Here is a 14,820-nt window from a genome sequence, read left to right as displayed (position 1 = left end):
ATCACGAGTGGTTTTCAAGCGCCGAGATCGCCGCTCAGCCGTTCAGATTGCGTCAGAGTTCGTCTATCCGCGCGGTGGATGGACCCGCGCCTTTCACTATGTCAAACACCGGGTCCGCCGCCTGCCTGACAGCCCCGAACGCATCGCGCGCGGCATCGGGGCAGGGGTGTTCGCCTCGTTCACGCCTTTCTACGGCTTGCATTTCCTGGTCGCCGCAGTCCTGGCCCGCCTGCTGAACGGCAATATTCTGGCCGCGCTCAGCGGCACGTTCTTCGGCAATCCCCTGACCTATGTGCCGATTGCGGTCATCAGCCTGCAAACCGGGCATTTCATGCTGGGCACCAAGTTCCGCAAGCATGACACGGACGGGCTGATGGGGAAGTTTGCCGATGCGATGGGCGATCTCAAGGACAATTGCATCGCCATGTTCACGGATCGTGAAGCCGACTGGCACGGGCTCAGCCGGTTCTATGACGATGTGTTCTTTCCCTACATGATCGGCGGCGTCATTCCGGGCATCGTGGCCGGGGTGATCTGCGCCTATCTCAGCCTGCCGCTGATCCGCACCTATCAGCAGCGCCGCCGTGCCAAGATCAAGGCGAAGTTTGAACAAATCAAACGCCTTGCACAGGCAGAGGCTGACGTTCTTCCAACAAAACCACTAGGCTCGACCTCAGGGACAATGAAGGATTCGAAAGATGTCTGACAACCATTTGCGTCTGGGCGTGAATATCGACCACGTGGCCACCATCCGCAACGCCCGTGGCGGGGCATACCCTGATCCGATCCGCGCCGCGAAACTGGCCGAAGAGGCTGGGGCCGACGGCATCACCGCCCACCTGCGCGAAGACCGGCGCCATATCTTGGACGCCGATATCGAAGGGCTGATGGAGGCGCTGACCGTGCCGCTCAACTTCGAGATGGCCGCGACAGACGAGATGCAGAAAATCGCCCTGCGTCACAAGCCGCACGCCGTCTGCATCGTCCCCGAAAAGCGCGAGGAACGCACCACCGAAGGCGGGCTCGAGGTTGCGCGCGAGGAAAACAAGCTGGCGCATTTCATTGCACCCCTGCGCGATGTGGGCTGCCGCGTCTCGATCTTCATCGCCGCCGACCGACGCCAGATCGACGCCGCTCACCGCATCGGGGCCGAGGTGATCGAGCTGCACACCGGCGCCTATTGCGACTTCCATGCCGAGGGCAAACTGGATGATGCCGCGCGCGAACTGGAAGCCCTGCGCGAGATGTCCGCCTATGCCCATTCGCTTGGGTTGGAAGTCCACGCCGGCCATGGTCTGACCTACGACACCGTGCAACCGGTGGCGGCCTTCCCCGAAGTGCGCGAGTTGAACATCGGCCACTTCCTCATCGGCGAAGCCATCTTCCGCGGCCTCACCCCAGCGGTCCACGAAATGCGCCGCCTGATGGATGAGGCGCGGGAATGATCGACCTTACTTCACTGGCTATCACAGCACTTGCTTTTTTCGTCGTCGCAGTCTCACCCGGCCCTGCAAATATTTCCAACGCCGCGGTGGCGATGAGCTTCGGGCGTAAGACCAGCCTTATCTATGGCCTGGGCCTGTCCTGCGGTCTGGTATTCTGGGGGCTGGTTGCTGCAAGCGGAATGGGCGCGGTTCTGCAAAGCTCGCTTTATGTTCTGATGATGCTCAAGGTGCTGGGTGGGTTGTATCTATTGTGGCTTGCATGGCAGTCGGGACGCTCTGCGCTGCAATCTGACGCGGCCAGAGTTTCCATCCCCGCCAAGGGCAAATGGTTCTGGCGCGGGCTTTTCCTCAACCTCTCCAACCCGAAATCGGTTGTCGCATGGATGGCGGCCTTGTCAGTAGGCCTCGGGCCTGAGGATGGGCTGCTCTCGGTCGTCGTCGCGACGCTGATTTGCATGCTTGCAGGTTTTCTCAACAATTTCCTCTATTCGATGTTGTTCTCGATAAGCGGCATGATGGCCGGATATCGCCGCTTCCGTCGTTGGATCGACGGAGTTGTCGCCGGGTTGTTCGCCGTTGCGGGTCTGGGATTGATCAGATCGGCCTTCACGCGATGATCACCACTGGTTTTATAGCAATCTGGATCGCCTGGTTGATGGCCGGAGGGTCACCGGGCCCCGCCACCATGGGCATCGCCGGAACCGCCATGAACGAGGGCCGTACTGCCGGTCTGGCCTTTGCGCTGGGCATCTGCGCGGGCTCTGCTGCGTGGGGCATAGCCGCAGCGTTGGGGCTGTCGGCGATCATGCTGGCCAATGTCTGGGTGTTCGAGGTGATCCGCTATATCGGCGTCGCTTATCTGGGTTGGCTGGCGTTCAAGGCCCTGCGTCGTGCGCTGTCCTCGGATGAGGTCGCGCTTGGCAAGCCGGTTACCGGTTCCTTGCCCACGATCTTTGCCAAAGGCGCAGCCATCCACCTGACCAACCCGAAGGCGATCCTCAGCTGGGGGTCGATCTATGCCATCGTCGCCCCCAACGATGCCAGCCTTGCCATGCTGCTGGGCTATTTCGCCATGCTCTATGCGGGCTCATTGTTGGTCTTCATCGGCTACGCCTTCCTGTTTTCGTCTGCGCGGATGGTCAACGCCTATCGCCGCGCCCGCCGCTGGTTCGATTTTGCCTTCGCCGGTTTCTTCGGCGTGGCCAGCTACAAAATTTTCACGGTGAGGTTGTCATGAAGGCAATTACATATCGCGGCTTTGGTCCCGCATCCGACGTTCTCGAACTAACCGACATGCCCACGCCCGACCCCGCTCCGGGCGAGGTGTTGGTGCGCGTCCATGCCAGCGGTATCAACCCCTCTGACGTCAAGCTGCGCGGCGGTGCGCGTCCGGGCGCGGTGATGCAATTCCCGGTGATCACCCCCCACTCGGACGGGGCAGGGGTGATCGAGGCGGTTGGCGAAGGTGTCGATCCGGCCCGCGTGGGTGAGCGTGTGTGGATCTGGAACGGCCAATGGCAACGCGCATTTGGCACCGGGGCCGAATATATCGCGCTCCCCTCCGATCAGGCGGTGCATCTGCCCGACACCACCAGCTTTGCCGAAGGTGCCTGTTTCGGCATCCCCGCCATGACCGCGTGGTATGCGCTTTTCGCCGATGGCCCGATCACCGATCAGACCGTGCTTGTCACCGGAGGTGCTGGCACCGTCGGGCGCTACGCCTGCCAGATGGCTGCGCTGGGCGGGGCACGGGTGATCACTACCGTCAGTTCTGACGAGAAAGCCGCCCATTCTGGCGCTTCCGAATGGATCAACTACCGCACCCAAGACGTGACCGAGGCGGTGATGGACCTGACGGATGGTGCCGGCGTCGACCGCATCGTCGAGGTTGATTTCGCCGCCAACCAGACGGCCTCGCTTGCGATGATCCGCCCTTGTGGCACGATCGCCAGCTATGCCTCGGCCTCACAAATGAAGCCCGAGTTGGATTTCTACGGCTTCATGTTCAAGAACATCCGTCTGCATATGCTGATCGTCTATCAGTTGGACGCCATTGCCCGCCGCCGCGGCGAGGCACAATTGGGCGCATGGTTGGAGCAGGGCGCATTAACCCACGCCGTCGTCCCGGGCGGAGGATTGGCGGATGCGGCCAAAGCCCACGCAATGGTCGAGGCCGGGCAAAAGCTCGGCACCGTGGTGCTGGAGGTCTGATACTATTGACCAATTGGCAGGGCCAGGAACCAGTCGGCGACCCGATCTGGCCAATCGCTCTGCCGCCCGTGACCATGTGGGCCAAGCGACAGAACGACTGATCCGGCTGTGCAGTTGGACCAGTGCTTGTCCCAGTTTGGCCCTTCGGTTTTTACCTTGTTTGCCATCTGCCCGCAGCCGTTTGTGCGGTTCAGAATGCCGACGGATTTCATGACGCTGCCTTGCTCGAAATGCAGGCCGCCAAAGACTGCCTCGCGCCCTTCGAAGGGGACGGTGCGATCCGCAAAGCCATGGCTGTGATGCATATGCACGGGGCCGCTGCAGCGCCGCCACATCGGTTCCCAGAACGCGCCAGAGGCCGAGGCGTAGGCGGCCGCAAACTCGTGATCGGTGCAAGCCTTGTCCCATACCATAGACCCGCCGCGCGAATAACCTGCCAACAGGATTCTGCCCGGATCGAGATTAAACCGTGCCAGAGCATCTTCTTTGATCTTTTGCAGAGCAATCAAATCATCCCTAGGCCAGCGGTGCCCATCGTGCACACCCCAATCCAGGATTTTTGGATTGCCGACATCAACCTGTCCGTCGGGGGCGATGAATGCGATGCCACGGCTGGTAAAGGCATCGACCAGTGCGGCGCGATTGACGGCTGCGTTTGCCGTCGCTGCATAGCCGTGCAAGAAGATGACACTCGGCGCGTTCTCGGGATTTTCAGGTAAAACCACCCGATAGCTCAGCGCGTCGACGCGGCAGGGATCTGCCTCGGAGCCACAAGGCTGAGGCTCGGCCAGCACAGGGACAACTGGGCCAATGGTGAGTGCAAGGATTGAAATGAACGCCTTTCTCAACATGGCCAGCTCCACCAGACTACACAAAACAGGTCGACTGTAGCACATGACCCGCGATCTGCTTGCCATTGGGTCTCATTTAAAGTTGATTGGCACCACCTTAGACTTGAGAAACGCATGATCCTGGGCATCGGCACCGACCTCGCCAATATTGACCGCATTCAAGGCACGCTCGACCGCTTCGGCGACCGGTTTCGCAACCGCGTCTTTACCGAAACCGAACAGCGAAAGGCCGAACGCCGCCACGACACCGCAGGCACCTACGCCAAGCGCTGGGCCGCGAAGGAGGCGTGTTCCAAGGCGCTGGGCACCGGCTTGCGCATGGGCATCGCGTGGAAGGATATGGCGGTGACCAATCTGCGCACCGGCCAACCCGTCATGCATGTCACCGGCTGGGCCGCCGAACGCCTGAACGAGATGACCCCCGAAGGTCATGAGGCAATCATCCACGTCACCCTGACCGACGATCACCCCTGGGCGCAGGCCTTTGTGGTGATCGAGGCCCGCCCGCTTCACGAAGCGCCCGCGCAGCCTTGACTTGCCCCCAACCGACCCGCATGTAGCACCCCAACCACGCACAGACTGGAGAGAGCAGTATGGCCGAGGAAGCCAAATCCGGAAACGCCGTCTGGGAGACGATCAAAACCATCGTCTACGCCCTGCTGATCGCGGGCGTTTTCCGCACCCTGTTCTTTCAGCCGTTCTGGATTCCGTCCGGCTCGATGAAGCAGACCCTGCTGATCGGGGATTTCCTGTTCGTCAACAAGATGGCCTATGGCTATTCCTACGCGTCCTGCCCCAGCCTGATCATCCCCAGCGTCGGACTGAACATCGACGCAGAAGATATCTGCGGCTGGATGAAAGGCGACAACACCCGCATTCTGGGCGGCGAGCCTGAACGCGGCGACGTCATCGTTTTCCGCCACCCGGTCACGGGCCGCGACTATATCAAGCGCCTGATCGGCATGCCGGGTGACCGGGTTCAGGTGCGTCAGGGCCAGATCATCCTGAATGGCACCCCTGTGCCGCAACAACCCGATGGCGTCTTTAGTGAATTGGCCGAACCACAAGGCCCGCAAGGCCTGCGCCCGCGCTGCGAAAACGGCCCCGTAGGCTTTGGTGGAGAATGCGAAAAGACCCGCCTGATCGAAACCCTGCCCAATGACGTGTCATACGAAGTACTGAACATCGGCAATCAGGGGTCCGACAATACCGGCATCTACACCGTGCCCGAAGGTCACTATTTCTTCATGGGCGACAACCGCGACAACTCGGCCGACAGCCGCCTGCCGCAATCTGCTGGCGGGGTCGGTTACGTCCCATACGAAAACCTGATCGGTCGCGCCGACCGCATCATGTTCTCCTCTGCAGGCCGGTCGATGCTGTTCTTCTGGACATGGCGCGGTGATCGCTTCTTCAAGGCGGTCAATTGAAGTTATCGGCCGATATAAAGGCATTCCAGCAGCGATTGGGGTACGAATTCTCCGACCCCGAACTGCTGGTGCGCGCGCTGACCCACGGGTCGGTGTCTTCGCCCACGCGCCCTGACAATCAGCGGCTCGAATTTCTGGGTGATCGCGTACTGGGCCTTGTCATGGCCACGGCCCTGCTCGAAGCCGACAAGAAGGCCTCCGAAGGCCAACTTGCCCCCCGTTTCAACGCGCTGGTCCGCAAAGAGGCCTGCGCCGATGTCGCCCGCCAGATCGACCTCGGAGCAGTTCTGAAACTGGGCCGGTCCGAGATGCTGTCTGGAGGCCGCCGCAAACAGGCTCTGCTGGGCGACGCGATGGAAGCGGTCATCGCCGCCATCTACCGCGACGCAGGCTTCGAGGCGGCCCGAGACGTCATCCTCGCCCTCTGGGGCGACCGCATCCACAAGGTCGAGGCCGACGCGCGCGACGCCAAAACCGCTCTACAGGAATGGGCGCAAGCACGCGGCCAGAAACCGCCTGCTTATGTTGAGGTCAAACGCACCGGCCCCGACCACGCCCCCATCTTCACCATCGCCGCCCGCCTGCAGGACGGCACCGAAGCGCAAGCCACCGCAGGCTCTAAACGTCAGGCTGAACAGGCGGCGGCCAAAGCACTTCTGGATTCGCTGACGCAATAGCAACACCATCCACCCCGGCACCGGATCCCTCCTTCATTTGGCCAAGAATATCTCAGGGGGTTTGGGGGGCTGGCCCCCCAATCGATCGGGTTGGCGCAGCCAGTTCGATCTTCAAGCAACCCGAAGAAATCCGGTCAGACCCGTTTTCTGGCGTTCAATCACATGACAATGAAACGCCCAGCCACCGGGATTGTCCGCGACCAGGCCGATCTCGACCGTCTTACCCTTCGACGGCAACATCGTATCCGTCATCAGGTCAAGCACTCCCGCAGCAGTTTCGCTGCCCGGGAGAAACCCGTGACGTCTCACGTCTTGCCTCACTGAAAGGATGATCGCTTGGCTGGCTTTGGCGCGGCGCACCACCTTGACCCAATCCACAGGCCGGGTCGCAATGCGACAAATCCCTCTGGCCCGCCCGGGCATTCTGCTATAGGGGTGCGCACTTGCAAACAGGATCGCAGAACACATGACCACACGCGCCGGATTTATCGCCCTGATCGGAGAGCCCAACGCAGGCAAATCCACCCTTCTGAACCGCATGGTCGGGGCCAAGGTTTCGATCGTGACCCACAAGGTGCAAACCACCCGTGCCCGCATCCGGGGCGTGGCGATGGAAGGTGACGCGCAACTAGTCTTTGTCGACACCCCGGGCCTCTTCAAACCCCGCCGCCGTTTGGACCGTGCGATGGTCGCCGCCGCTTGGGGCGGGGCGGCTGATGCGGATGTGGTCGTGCTGATGGTCGAGGCCCATCGCGGCATCACCGAAGGGGTCGAACGCATCCTCGAAGGGCTCGAAGAGATCGGGCAGGGCCGCACCATCGCGCTGGCGATCAACAAGATCGACAAGGTTCCGTCTGAGAAGCTGCTGGCCCTCACCAGCGACCTGAACGCACGCTATCCCTTTGCCGAAACCTTCATGATCTCGGCCGAAAAAGGCCACGGCGTCGACGATCTGCGCAAATGGCTCGCCTCGGAACTGCCAGAAGGCCCATGGCTTTATCCCGAAGACCAGATCGCCGATCTGCCGATGCGCATGATCGCCGCCGAGATGACGCGCGAAAAGCTGACCCTGCGCCTGCATCAGGAACTGCCCTATCAGCTGACGGTCGAGACCGAGAACTGGGAAGAGCGCAAAGACGGCTCGGCCAAGATCGATCAGGTCATCTACGTTATGCGTGACGGCCACAAAGGCATCGTGTTGGGCAAACGGGGCGAGACCATCAAGGCCGTCAGTCAGGCGGCGCGGGCCGAACTCGAAGAGTTCCTCGACCGCAAGATCCACCTGTTCCTGCAGGTGAAAGTCCGGCCCAACTGGCTGGAGGAATCCGAGCGTTACTCGGAAATGGGTCTGGATTTCAAAGACGGCAACGCATGACTGAGGCCAAGAATTTTCGCCGAAAATTCTTATGTCCAGCGGCGAGGTCCGCGCGATGACCCGGCTGACTGCGGAATTTTGGGTTCATGCCTATCTCGCTCGGCTTCGGTTTCAGGAAATCCCGGCCTTCGTCGTGGTCCATGGCGATGACACTGCGGGCGCGGTGCTGGTCAAACTCAATACGCTCGACGGTCAGGCAATAGCATTCCAACGCAGTTTCGACCTGATGAGCGGCGAACGAAAATGGGTGGAACTCTCCAGCGGCCCCGAGGCTGATGTGGATGCCGCCGTTACCAGACAACGCAGCTTTGACCCTGATCTCTGGGTAGTTGAGGTCGAAGATCGTCAGGGGCGGCACTTGCTGGGTGAAGAAGGGCTTGAATAAACCCCGCTGGATGGGCCTTTGACGCGCGGATCAAAGCGGCTATTTTGATGCTGAACCCGGGCGGTCAGTACCGGCCTGACCTTAGTATGGCGCAAGACGATGAGGTATTTGTGTGGCTGAAACGATTGCTGAGAAACTGGAAAAATCGGAACTTGGCCACTGGATGCAGCGGTTCGAGGGTTTCATGGTCTTTGTCGGCGTCGTCGGTCCATTCGCCACGCTTCCGCAGCTGATCAAGCTCTACTTTACCCACTCGCAACACGCGACGGGTCAGTCGCTGCTCTCGTGGTCGCTCTATGCCGCACTGTCGTTTCTGTGGTTCGCCTATGGGTTGGTGGTGGGAAAGTTGCCCATCTATGTGGGCAACGGGATCTCGATGGTGCTGAACCTGCTGATGGTCATCGGAATTCTGATCCACGCAGGTATGACGTTCTGAAGAACAGCTTCACCCTTCGTCGCCGAGATAGACAAAACTCATCTTGTTGCCATCCGGGTCGCGCGCATAGGCTCCAAAGAAGTTCGGGCCATATTGGGGGCGATCGCCCGGATCACCTTCATTCGTTCCGCCATTGGCGAGCGCCGCCGCATGCGCTTCTCGCACTTCCGCTTCGCTTTGACACAACAGGCCAACCATATTGCCGTTCCCGACGGTCGCCGCTTCTTTGTCAAACGGCGTTGCAACCCACATCGATCCGCCGTCGCGCAGCCCATAACAGACAGCGTGCGGCATGTATTCGGCGATAACTTTCCCACCAATCCGGGGCACAACCGCGTCATAGTAAGTGCGTGCTTTGGCGACGTCGTTTGAACCGATCATGACATAGTTGAGTGACATTTCTGAAATCCCATTGATAAGAACATAAAGTGAACATTAACAGCTGAAGCACAGAACCGCAACGTGTTTAAAAGATCTTCCACAAAGCTGACCTGACCCGTTTGTACCTTGCACCTGTAACGGCCATAAGATTTCCTGCGGACATATCTGGGACTGAACGAGGCCAAGCTTGGACTGGCGTGATCACGGCATACTTCTGACCTCTCGCCGCCATGGTGAGACGGCGGCGATTATCGAGGTCTTCACCGAAGCCCACGGTCGTCACGCGGGTGTCGTGCGCGGGGGAACCAGCCGTAAGATTGCACCGATTCTGCAACCCGGCGCGCAGCTGGACGTGCTCTGGCGCGCGCGGCTTGAGGAACATCTGGGCACCTTTCAGGTCGAACCCCTGCGCTCGCGCGCAGCGGCTGCGTTTTCGGGGCGGCTGGCGCTGGCGGGGCTGAACGCGGTGGTGGCGCTTCTGTCTTTCTGCCTGCCCGAACGCGAACCGCACCCCGCGATCTACAAGCAAACCGAACAGCTGATGGATTTGCTGGGGCAGGATGAGGTTTGGCCACTGGCCTATCTGCGCTGGGAACTGGCCCTGCTGGAAGAGCTGGGCTTTGGCCTCGACCTTTCAAGCTGCGCGGTGACGGGCGCGACCGAGGGGCTGGTCTATGTCTCTCCGAAAACGGGCCGCGCTGTCAGTGCGGCGGGGGCAGGGGAGTGGGCAGACAAGCTGCTGCCGTTGCCACCCTGTTTGCGCGGCGAAGGCGCTGCGCCGGATGACGAGATTGCCGACGCGCTGCGCACGACCGGGTATTTTCTGGAAAACCATCTGGCCCCGTCGCTGGGCCACACTCCGCTGCCAGAGGCACGCGCGCGCTTTGTGGCGCAGTTTACTCGACGGCTTTGAACACCATCTCGTGCCCGTCCTCGTTGCGCAGGATCAGCACATCGCCGGACACTTCGGATTGCGTCATCGCCATCAGCGCGGCGAAATAGAACCCTTCGGCCTCAAGCCCGGCACAAGCCGCACGGGTGGCGGCCAGATCAGCGATCTCGAACCACGGATACGGCGCGTTCAGCTTGCCCGAATAGGTGTTGCAGGGGGCGTTGCCCTCGATCCGCCCTTCCTCGGGAAAGCGCAGCAGGGCGCTGGCCTCAAAAGGCTGTCCGTCGATCTCCTGCAGCGCCCATGTCTGATCCGCCGCGCCATAGGCGGCAAGCGTCTCATCCTCTTTACATTGGAACAAGGTCAGCAAGGGCAGGAGCAAGGTCAGACGTAACATCGCAGTATCCTGTCAGTAGGGGTTCACGCCGCTGATCAGCTCTTCGCGCACCTCAAGGCGGGGTCGCCAATTGTATTTGGTATCCTCGCGCACCTGATCCCAGTACAGCACTCCGCTGTTGCGCCACGGGTCGAGGATGATGCCTTCATACATCGAATCTCCCTTGGCACTGATCAGGGCTGAATGGTGGATGATCCGGAACGCGGTTGGCGGAGAGGTAGCCCAGTGCAGGTCCAGTGTCTGAAAGTTCTCTTGCTTCAGGCGTGTGGTCATGGCCTGCGCCCAGTCGTTACACAGGCCTTTTTCACGAAACCCGTTGATGATCTTCGCGTTGTGAATGATGGCCGAATCGGTGACGTTCCATTCCTGTTTCAGCTGGCTGGAATAGGCATAGGATATCTCGGCCGCACGCCGCGCCTCAGCCGGGTCGACCTTGGGGTCAAGCTGCTGGATTGCCTGTGCCAGCTGGTCCACGTCATCGGACCCGGTGCTCGGTGCCATGGCGCATCCGGCAAGGGTCAGGCAGGTGGCCAAAACTGCGATGATGATCTTCACGCTCGATTCTCCTCTGACCAGCTTGGGCGCTGGGTTTGGTTGACGCCCTTTACCTGATTTCTGCACCCGATCCGAGGGGGAAGTTCGGCTCATGCGACCGCAAAACCAAGTTGTACAACTCGGAAGAATGCCGCTTGGGGGCCTGTACAACACGGAAGAAAAAGAAAACCCGGCGCGAGGCCGGGTTCAGTTGGGGAAACCGCGTCGGATAGGGCGTCAGCCCAGCAATCGACGCGCGATGACTTGCGCCTGAATTTCTGCGGCGCCTTCAAAGATGTTCAGGATACGTGCGTCACATAGCACGCGGCTGATCTTGTACTCCAGCGCAAAGCCGTTGCCGCCATGGATCTGCAACCCGTTATCTGCAGCCGCCCAGGCAACCCGAGCGCCCAGCAACTTGGCCATCCCGGCCTCAAGATCACAGCGCTGGCCGTGGTCTTTTTCCCATGCAGAATAATAGGTTAACTGTCGGGCGATCATGATCTCGACCGCCATCATCGCCAGCTTGCCCGAGACCCGGGGGAAGTTGATCAGCGATTTGCCGAACTGCTTGCGGTCTTGCGCGTATTGCATGGCAATGTCCAAAGCGCTCTGCGCCACGCCGATGGCGCGGGCAGCCGTTTGGATGCGGGCAGACTCGAAGGTTTCCATTAACTGCTTGAAACCTTTGCCTTCTTCGCCGCCCAGCAGGTTTTCACCCTTCACTTCGAAGCCGTCAAATCCCAGCTCGTATTCCTTCATGCCACGATAACCCAACACCTCAATCTCACCACCAGTCATGCCGGGCGTGGGGAAGGGGTTCTCGTCGGTTCCAGGTGTCTTTTCAGCCAGGAACATGGACAGCCCACGGTGATCGGTACTGTCGGGATTAGTCCGCGCCAACAAGGTCATCACATGGGTGCGCGCCGCGTGCGTGATCCATGTTTTATTGCCTGTTATCTTATAGTTACCGTCTTCGTCCTTGACGGCCCGCGTGCGCAGGCTGCCCAGATCCGAGCCTGTGTTGGGCTCAGTGAAAACGGCAGTCGGTAGAATTTCGGCGCTGGCCAGCTTGGGCAGCCAGTTGGCCTTTTGCTCATCCGTGCCACCCGCGATAATCAACTCTGCAGCAATCTCAGAGCGGGTGCCCAGAGAGCCCACACCGATATAGCCGCGCGACAGTTCCTCGGACACCACGCACATTGAGGCTTTGGACAGGCCAAACCCACCGAATTCCTCGGGGATGGTCAGGCCGAACACGCCCATTTCGGCAAGTTCTTCGATGATCTCGATCGGGATCAGCTCGTCCTTCAGATGCCAGTCATGAGCATTTGGCTCAACCTTTTCAACGGCATAGCGGCGGAACTGGTCGCGGATCATTTCTAGTTCTTCGTCCAGACCCGAAGCGCCAAACATGGTGGCGCCGGACTGGTCCTGCATCAGCTCAACCAGACGGATGCGGGCGGCCTGAGAATTGGCCTGCGCCATCAGGGTCTGCACTTCGCTGCACTGGAAGCCCGACAATGCGTCCCAGCCGAGGCCAAGGTCTTGCAAACGCACAACTTCCCCTTGGTTCATCGGGATACCACCGGCGATCTGGTGCAGATATTCGCCGAATGCGATCTGGTGCAGCAATTGCTCCATCTCGCCGAATTTGCCTTCGGCCTGAAGCGCTTCGGCCCAGCGTTGCATCTGCTGCAGCGACTGGTGATAGGTCGCCAGCCATGCCAGCCCATGCGCAGCCGTCTGGTGTGCTTCGATCAACGCGCCCGAGATGCGGCCTTCGCTGGTCACCATCGCGCGCACGGAAACGAGCGCTTTGTCGAACACCGTTTCAACAGCGGGTAATGCAGCCGCGCTGAGTGTCAGAAGGTCGGGCAAAACCGCTGGCTGCGTCATGTTCGTCATATCCTGTCCGTCATGGGCCATGAATCACGTCCTCTGCTGGGTCGTCTGGTCATATCATGCTGCACGTGCAGCGCAACAAAAATACGCAAATAGCCGGTGAAAAGTTCAAATATTTCTCAGTTAATTTTGCAATGCAGAAAAATCTTGGGCTGATATGAAGGGCCGATGGAACTGTTTTCGCTGATGTCCCCGCAGGAATTTTACCTTGCTTTGGTCGTGGCTTTCGTCGCTGGCTGGGTCAAAGGCATGGTTGGCTTTGCCATGCCGATGGTGCTGGTGTCGGGGCTCAGCATGATGCTGCCGCCCGAACTGGCGCTGGCGGGTCTGATCCTGCCCACGTTGGTGACCAACGGGGTGCAAGCCCTGCGCGAAGGTGTACCTGCCGCTGTGGCATCGGTCCGAAAATTCAGGGTGTTTCTCGGCGTCGGGCTGGTGTGCCTTCTGGCCAGTGCTCAGCTGATCAACCTACTGTCTCCCAAGGCTTTTCTGCTGATCCTCGGCGCGCCGGTCTCGTTCTTCGCCCTAGTGCAACTGCTTGGTCTGAAGCTGACGCTGCAGGGACCTTCCCTGCGGGTTGAAGCCATGGTCGGCGCAGTGGCTGGCGCCGTCGGTGGCATCTCAGGCGTGTGGGGGCCGCCAACCGTGGCCTATCTGACGGCGCTGAATACGCCGAAAAAGGATCAGATGCGGGTTCAGGGTGTGATCTATGGTTTGGGAGCCGTGGCGCTTGTCGTGGCGCATCTGGGTTCAGGAATTCTGCGGACCGAGACGGCGGTGTTTTCTGCGTTGCTGATTGTACCGGCACTGGCCGGAATGCGCGGCGGCCAGTTTCTGCAGGACCGCATTGATCAGGCGCAATTCCGACGGCTCACATTGCTGGTTCTGCTGATTGCCGGGATGAACCTGCTGAGGCGCGGCATTATGGGTTAGCTGCGTCTCTCGGCAAAACGGAAAGCGAAGTGTAGGCCCAGCATCAGGAAGAACAAGCCCGAGATATCTCCGATCAGATAAGCGATGTATTCGGCGGTGGCGCTGCCGAACGCCATGTTGGTTAGGCCCGAGACCAGAAATGAAGTCACGACACCGATGCCCATGATGCACGACCAGCACGGGCTCCGGTCTGCGCGGGGGAACAGATCCCATCCCAGCGCTTTGCAGGCATAGAATGCTGCCGGAACCGTGGTGACCGCTATGGCGATTGCCAGCAGTCTGCTGGGCATGAAGACATCCCAGCCGCCGATCATGGCAAAGACGATGAAGACGCCGGGCAGCAGTGCGAAGATCGCGCGCCAGCCCAATAACCATGCTGCCAATACACGAACGCCATGTGGCAGGAACAGCAGGCTGGCGTGGCTGGGATATTCTGGAAAGAACACGTTTTGCAGGGGCATCAGAACCTCGAATGTGAGAAACGATGCCGCCACATAGGCCAAAGAGGCAAAAAATGTGTCAGAGGCCCATCTGCGCACGGGGTTCAGCCGTTGTCGACAGGTGGGCGAAAATCACCTGGGCGCATGAACCAGATACCGCCCGCGGTTGGCGCTGCCGCTTTGGGACAGATAGCCTTTCTGCACCAGCGATTTCAGTGCGCGGAAGAAAGTCGGGCGCGAGACGCTCTGGACCAGGGTATGCTCGATCAGACCAAACGTACGCACCTCTTTGTCGTCTTTTGACAGCTCTTCCGCAGCATAATAAATGTCACGCTCGACCGGAGATAGCTCTTCGAGCCCAAGGGTGCGTTCCATACTCTGCATCAATTTGCGTAATTCGGTGAGCTTTGAAATTTCGGTCATGGTCTACCTGTCATGTTCTGCATCGGACTGAGTATTGTGAAAGGGTCGAGCCCTTTTGTTATTGTCGGTCCGACACCATCCCCAAGTGGATTTAATCGTTACTTT

Annotated in this window: 21 protein-coding genes; 13 read left to right on the top strand and 8 right to left on the bottom strand. The window is 59.9% G+C overall.

Features of this window, described 5'->3' with window-relative positions; translation table 11 throughout:
- The first annotated feature begins 7 nt into the window (after positions 1-7).
- From ACR3EM_RS10745 to ACR3EM_RS10725, 5 genes are read left to right on the top strand one after another with little or no spacing between them, the layout of a single operon-like run.
- On the top strand, positions 8-706 hold the full coding sequence (locus ACR3EM_RS10745) for a DUF2062 domain-containing protein (RefSeq protein WP_480470692.1): 699 nt from the start codon (positions 8-10) through the stop codon (positions 704-706).
- Positions 699-1,445 carry a pyridoxine 5'-phosphate synthase gene (locus ACR3EM_RS10740; protein WP_480470691.1) on the top strand — a complete coding sequence of 249 codons (747 nt, stop codon included), beginning with the start codon at positions 699-701 and terminating at the stop codon, positions 1,443-1,445. Before ACR3EM_RS10745 ends, ACR3EM_RS10740 begins: the two co-directional genes overlap by 8 nt.
- Positions 1,442-2,062: a LysE family translocator gene (locus tag ACR3EM_RS10735; RefSeq protein WP_480470690.1), complete on the top strand. Its 621-nt coding sequence runs from the start codon at positions 1,442-1,444 to the stop codon at positions 2,060-2,062. Before ACR3EM_RS10740 ends, ACR3EM_RS10735 begins: the two co-directional genes overlap by 4 nt.
- Positions 2,059-2,682 carry a LysE family translocator gene (locus tag ACR3EM_RS10730; protein WP_480470689.1) on the top strand — a complete coding sequence of 208 codons (624 nt, stop codon included), beginning with the start codon at positions 2,059-2,061 and terminating at the stop codon, positions 2,680-2,682. The genes ACR3EM_RS10735 and ACR3EM_RS10730 overlap by 4 nt, the downstream gene beginning before the upstream one ends.
- Positions 2,679-3,656, top strand: a complete 978-nt coding sequence (locus ACR3EM_RS10725; protein ID WP_480470688.1) for an NADPH:quinone reductase — start codon at positions 2,679-2,681, stop codon at positions 3,654-3,656. The genes ACR3EM_RS10730 and ACR3EM_RS10725 overlap by 4 nt, the downstream gene beginning before the upstream one ends.
- A gap of 2 nt (positions 3,657-3,658) precedes the next feature.
- On the opposite strand, the gene ACR3EM_RS10720 is transcribed toward ACR3EM_RS10725, so the two are convergent.
- The gene (locus ACR3EM_RS10720) at positions 3,659-4,507 is read right to left on the bottom strand and encodes an alpha/beta hydrolase family protein (protein ID WP_480470687.1); all 849 of its coding nucleotides are present in this window, start codon (positions 4,505-4,507) and stop codon (positions 3,659-3,661) included.
- A gap of 114 nt (positions 4,508-4,621) precedes the next feature.
- On the opposite strand from ACR3EM_RS10720, the gene acpS reads away from it, so the two are divergent.
- From acpS to rnc, 3 genes are read left to right on the top strand one after another with little or no spacing between them, the layout of a single operon-like run.
- Positions 4,622-5,041 (top strand): holo-ACP synthase, encoded by a 420-nt coding sequence (gene acpS, locus ACR3EM_RS10715; RefSeq protein WP_480470686.1) that lies wholly within the window; start codon positions 4,622-4,624, stop codon positions 5,039-5,041.
- Positions 5,042-5,100: 59 nt separating this feature from the next.
- Positions 5,101-5,937, top strand: a complete 837-nt coding sequence (lepB, locus tag ACR3EM_RS10710) for a signal peptidase I (protein WP_480470685.1) — start codon at positions 5,101-5,103, stop codon at positions 5,935-5,937.
- Positions 5,934-6,614 carry a ribonuclease III gene (gene rnc, locus ACR3EM_RS10705; RefSeq protein ID WP_480470684.1) on the top strand — a complete coding sequence of 227 codons (681 nt, stop codon included), beginning with the start codon at positions 5,934-5,936 and terminating at the stop codon, positions 6,612-6,614. Before lepB ends, rnc begins: the two co-directional genes overlap by 4 nt.
- Positions 6,615-6,725: 111 nt before the next feature.
- On the opposite strand, the gene ACR3EM_RS10700 is transcribed toward rnc, so the two are convergent.
- Positions 6,726-6,866 (bottom strand): multicopper oxidase domain-containing protein, encoded by a 141-nt coding sequence (locus tag ACR3EM_RS10700; protein ID WP_480470683.1) that lies wholly within the window; start codon positions 6,864-6,866, stop codon positions 6,726-6,728.
- Positions 6,867-7,080: 214 nt separating this feature from the next.
- On the opposite strand from ACR3EM_RS10700, the gene era reads away from it, so the two are divergent.
- From era to ACR3EM_RS10685, 3 genes are all read left to right on the top strand, one after another.
- A complete protein-coding gene (gene era, locus ACR3EM_RS10695) occupies positions 7,081-7,989 on the top strand; it encodes a GTPase Era (RefSeq protein WP_480470682.1) in 909 nt (302 codons plus the stop codon).
- A gap of 55 nt (positions 7,990-8,044) precedes the next feature.
- Positions 8,045-8,374 carry a DUF1491 family protein gene (locus ACR3EM_RS10690; RefSeq protein WP_480471918.1) on the top strand — a complete coding sequence of 110 codons (330 nt, stop codon included), beginning with the start codon at positions 8,045-8,047 and terminating at the stop codon, positions 8,372-8,374.
- 112 nt (positions 8,375-8,486) lie between these two features.
- Complete coding sequence (locus tag ACR3EM_RS10685; RefSeq protein ID WP_480470681.1) at positions 8,487-8,810, top strand: SemiSWEET transporter; 324 nt, start codon at positions 8,487-8,489, stop codon at positions 8,808-8,810.
- Positions 8,811-8,819: 9 nt separating this feature from the next.
- Here ACR3EM_RS10685 and ACR3EM_RS10680 read toward each other — a convergent pair whose 3' ends face one another.
- A complete protein-coding gene (locus ACR3EM_RS10680) occupies positions 8,820-9,209 on the bottom strand; it encodes a VOC family protein (protein WP_480470680.1) in 390 nt (129 codons plus the stop codon).
- Positions 9,210-9,378: 169 nt separating this feature from the next.
- Between ACR3EM_RS10680 and recO the strand changes: the two genes are divergently transcribed.
- Positions 9,379-10,104, top strand: coding sequence for a DNA repair protein RecO (recO, locus tag ACR3EM_RS10675; RefSeq protein WP_480470679.1), 726 nt, complete (start codon positions 9,379-9,381; stop codon positions 10,102-10,104).
- Here recO and ACR3EM_RS10670 read toward each other — a convergent pair.
- The 3 genes from ACR3EM_RS10670 to ACR3EM_RS10660 form a co-directional block, all read right to left on the bottom strand.
- The gene (locus tag ACR3EM_RS10670; RefSeq protein ID WP_480470678.1) at positions 10,088-10,480 is read right to left on the bottom strand and encodes an META domain-containing protein; all 393 of its coding nucleotides are present in this window, start codon (positions 10,478-10,480) and stop codon (positions 10,088-10,090) included. The genes recO and ACR3EM_RS10670 overlap by 17 nt on opposite strands.
- A gap of 12 nt (positions 10,481-10,492) precedes the next feature.
- A complete protein-coding gene (locus ACR3EM_RS10665) occupies positions 10,493-11,035 on the bottom strand; it encodes a hypothetical protein (protein ID WP_480470677.1) in 543 nt (180 codons plus the stop codon).
- A gap of 216 nt (positions 11,036-11,251) precedes the next feature.
- Entirely contained in the window at positions 11,252-12,943 is a 1,692-nt protein-coding gene (locus ACR3EM_RS10660) for an acyl-CoA dehydrogenase family protein (protein ID WP_480470676.1), read from the bottom strand.
- 144 nt (positions 12,944-13,087) lie between these two features.
- Here ACR3EM_RS10660 and ACR3EM_RS10655 point away from each other — a divergent pair, with 144 nt between their 5' ends.
- Positions 13,088-13,852 (top strand): sulfite exporter TauE/SafE family protein, encoded by a 765-nt coding sequence (locus ACR3EM_RS10655; protein ID WP_480470675.1) that lies wholly within the window; start codon positions 13,088-13,090, stop codon positions 13,850-13,852.
- Here the strand turns inward: ACR3EM_RS10655 and ACR3EM_RS10650 are convergent.
- Complete coding sequence (locus tag ACR3EM_RS10650; RefSeq protein WP_480470674.1) at positions 13,849-14,346, bottom strand: hypothetical protein; 498 nt, start codon at positions 14,344-14,346, stop codon at positions 13,849-13,851. The genes ACR3EM_RS10655 and ACR3EM_RS10650 overlap by 4 nt on opposite strands.
- Before the next feature lie 78 nt (positions 14,347-14,424).
- Positions 14,425-14,667 carry a hypothetical protein gene (locus ACR3EM_RS10645; protein WP_480470673.1) on the bottom strand — a complete coding sequence of 81 codons (243 nt, stop codon included), beginning with the start codon at positions 14,665-14,667 and terminating at the stop codon, positions 14,425-14,427.
- Positions 14,668-14,820: the final 153 nt, after the last annotated feature.

This window comes from Ruegeria sp. AH3, from assembly GCF_056536265.1.
This window is presented reverse-complemented; position numbering and strand designations above follow the sequence as displayed.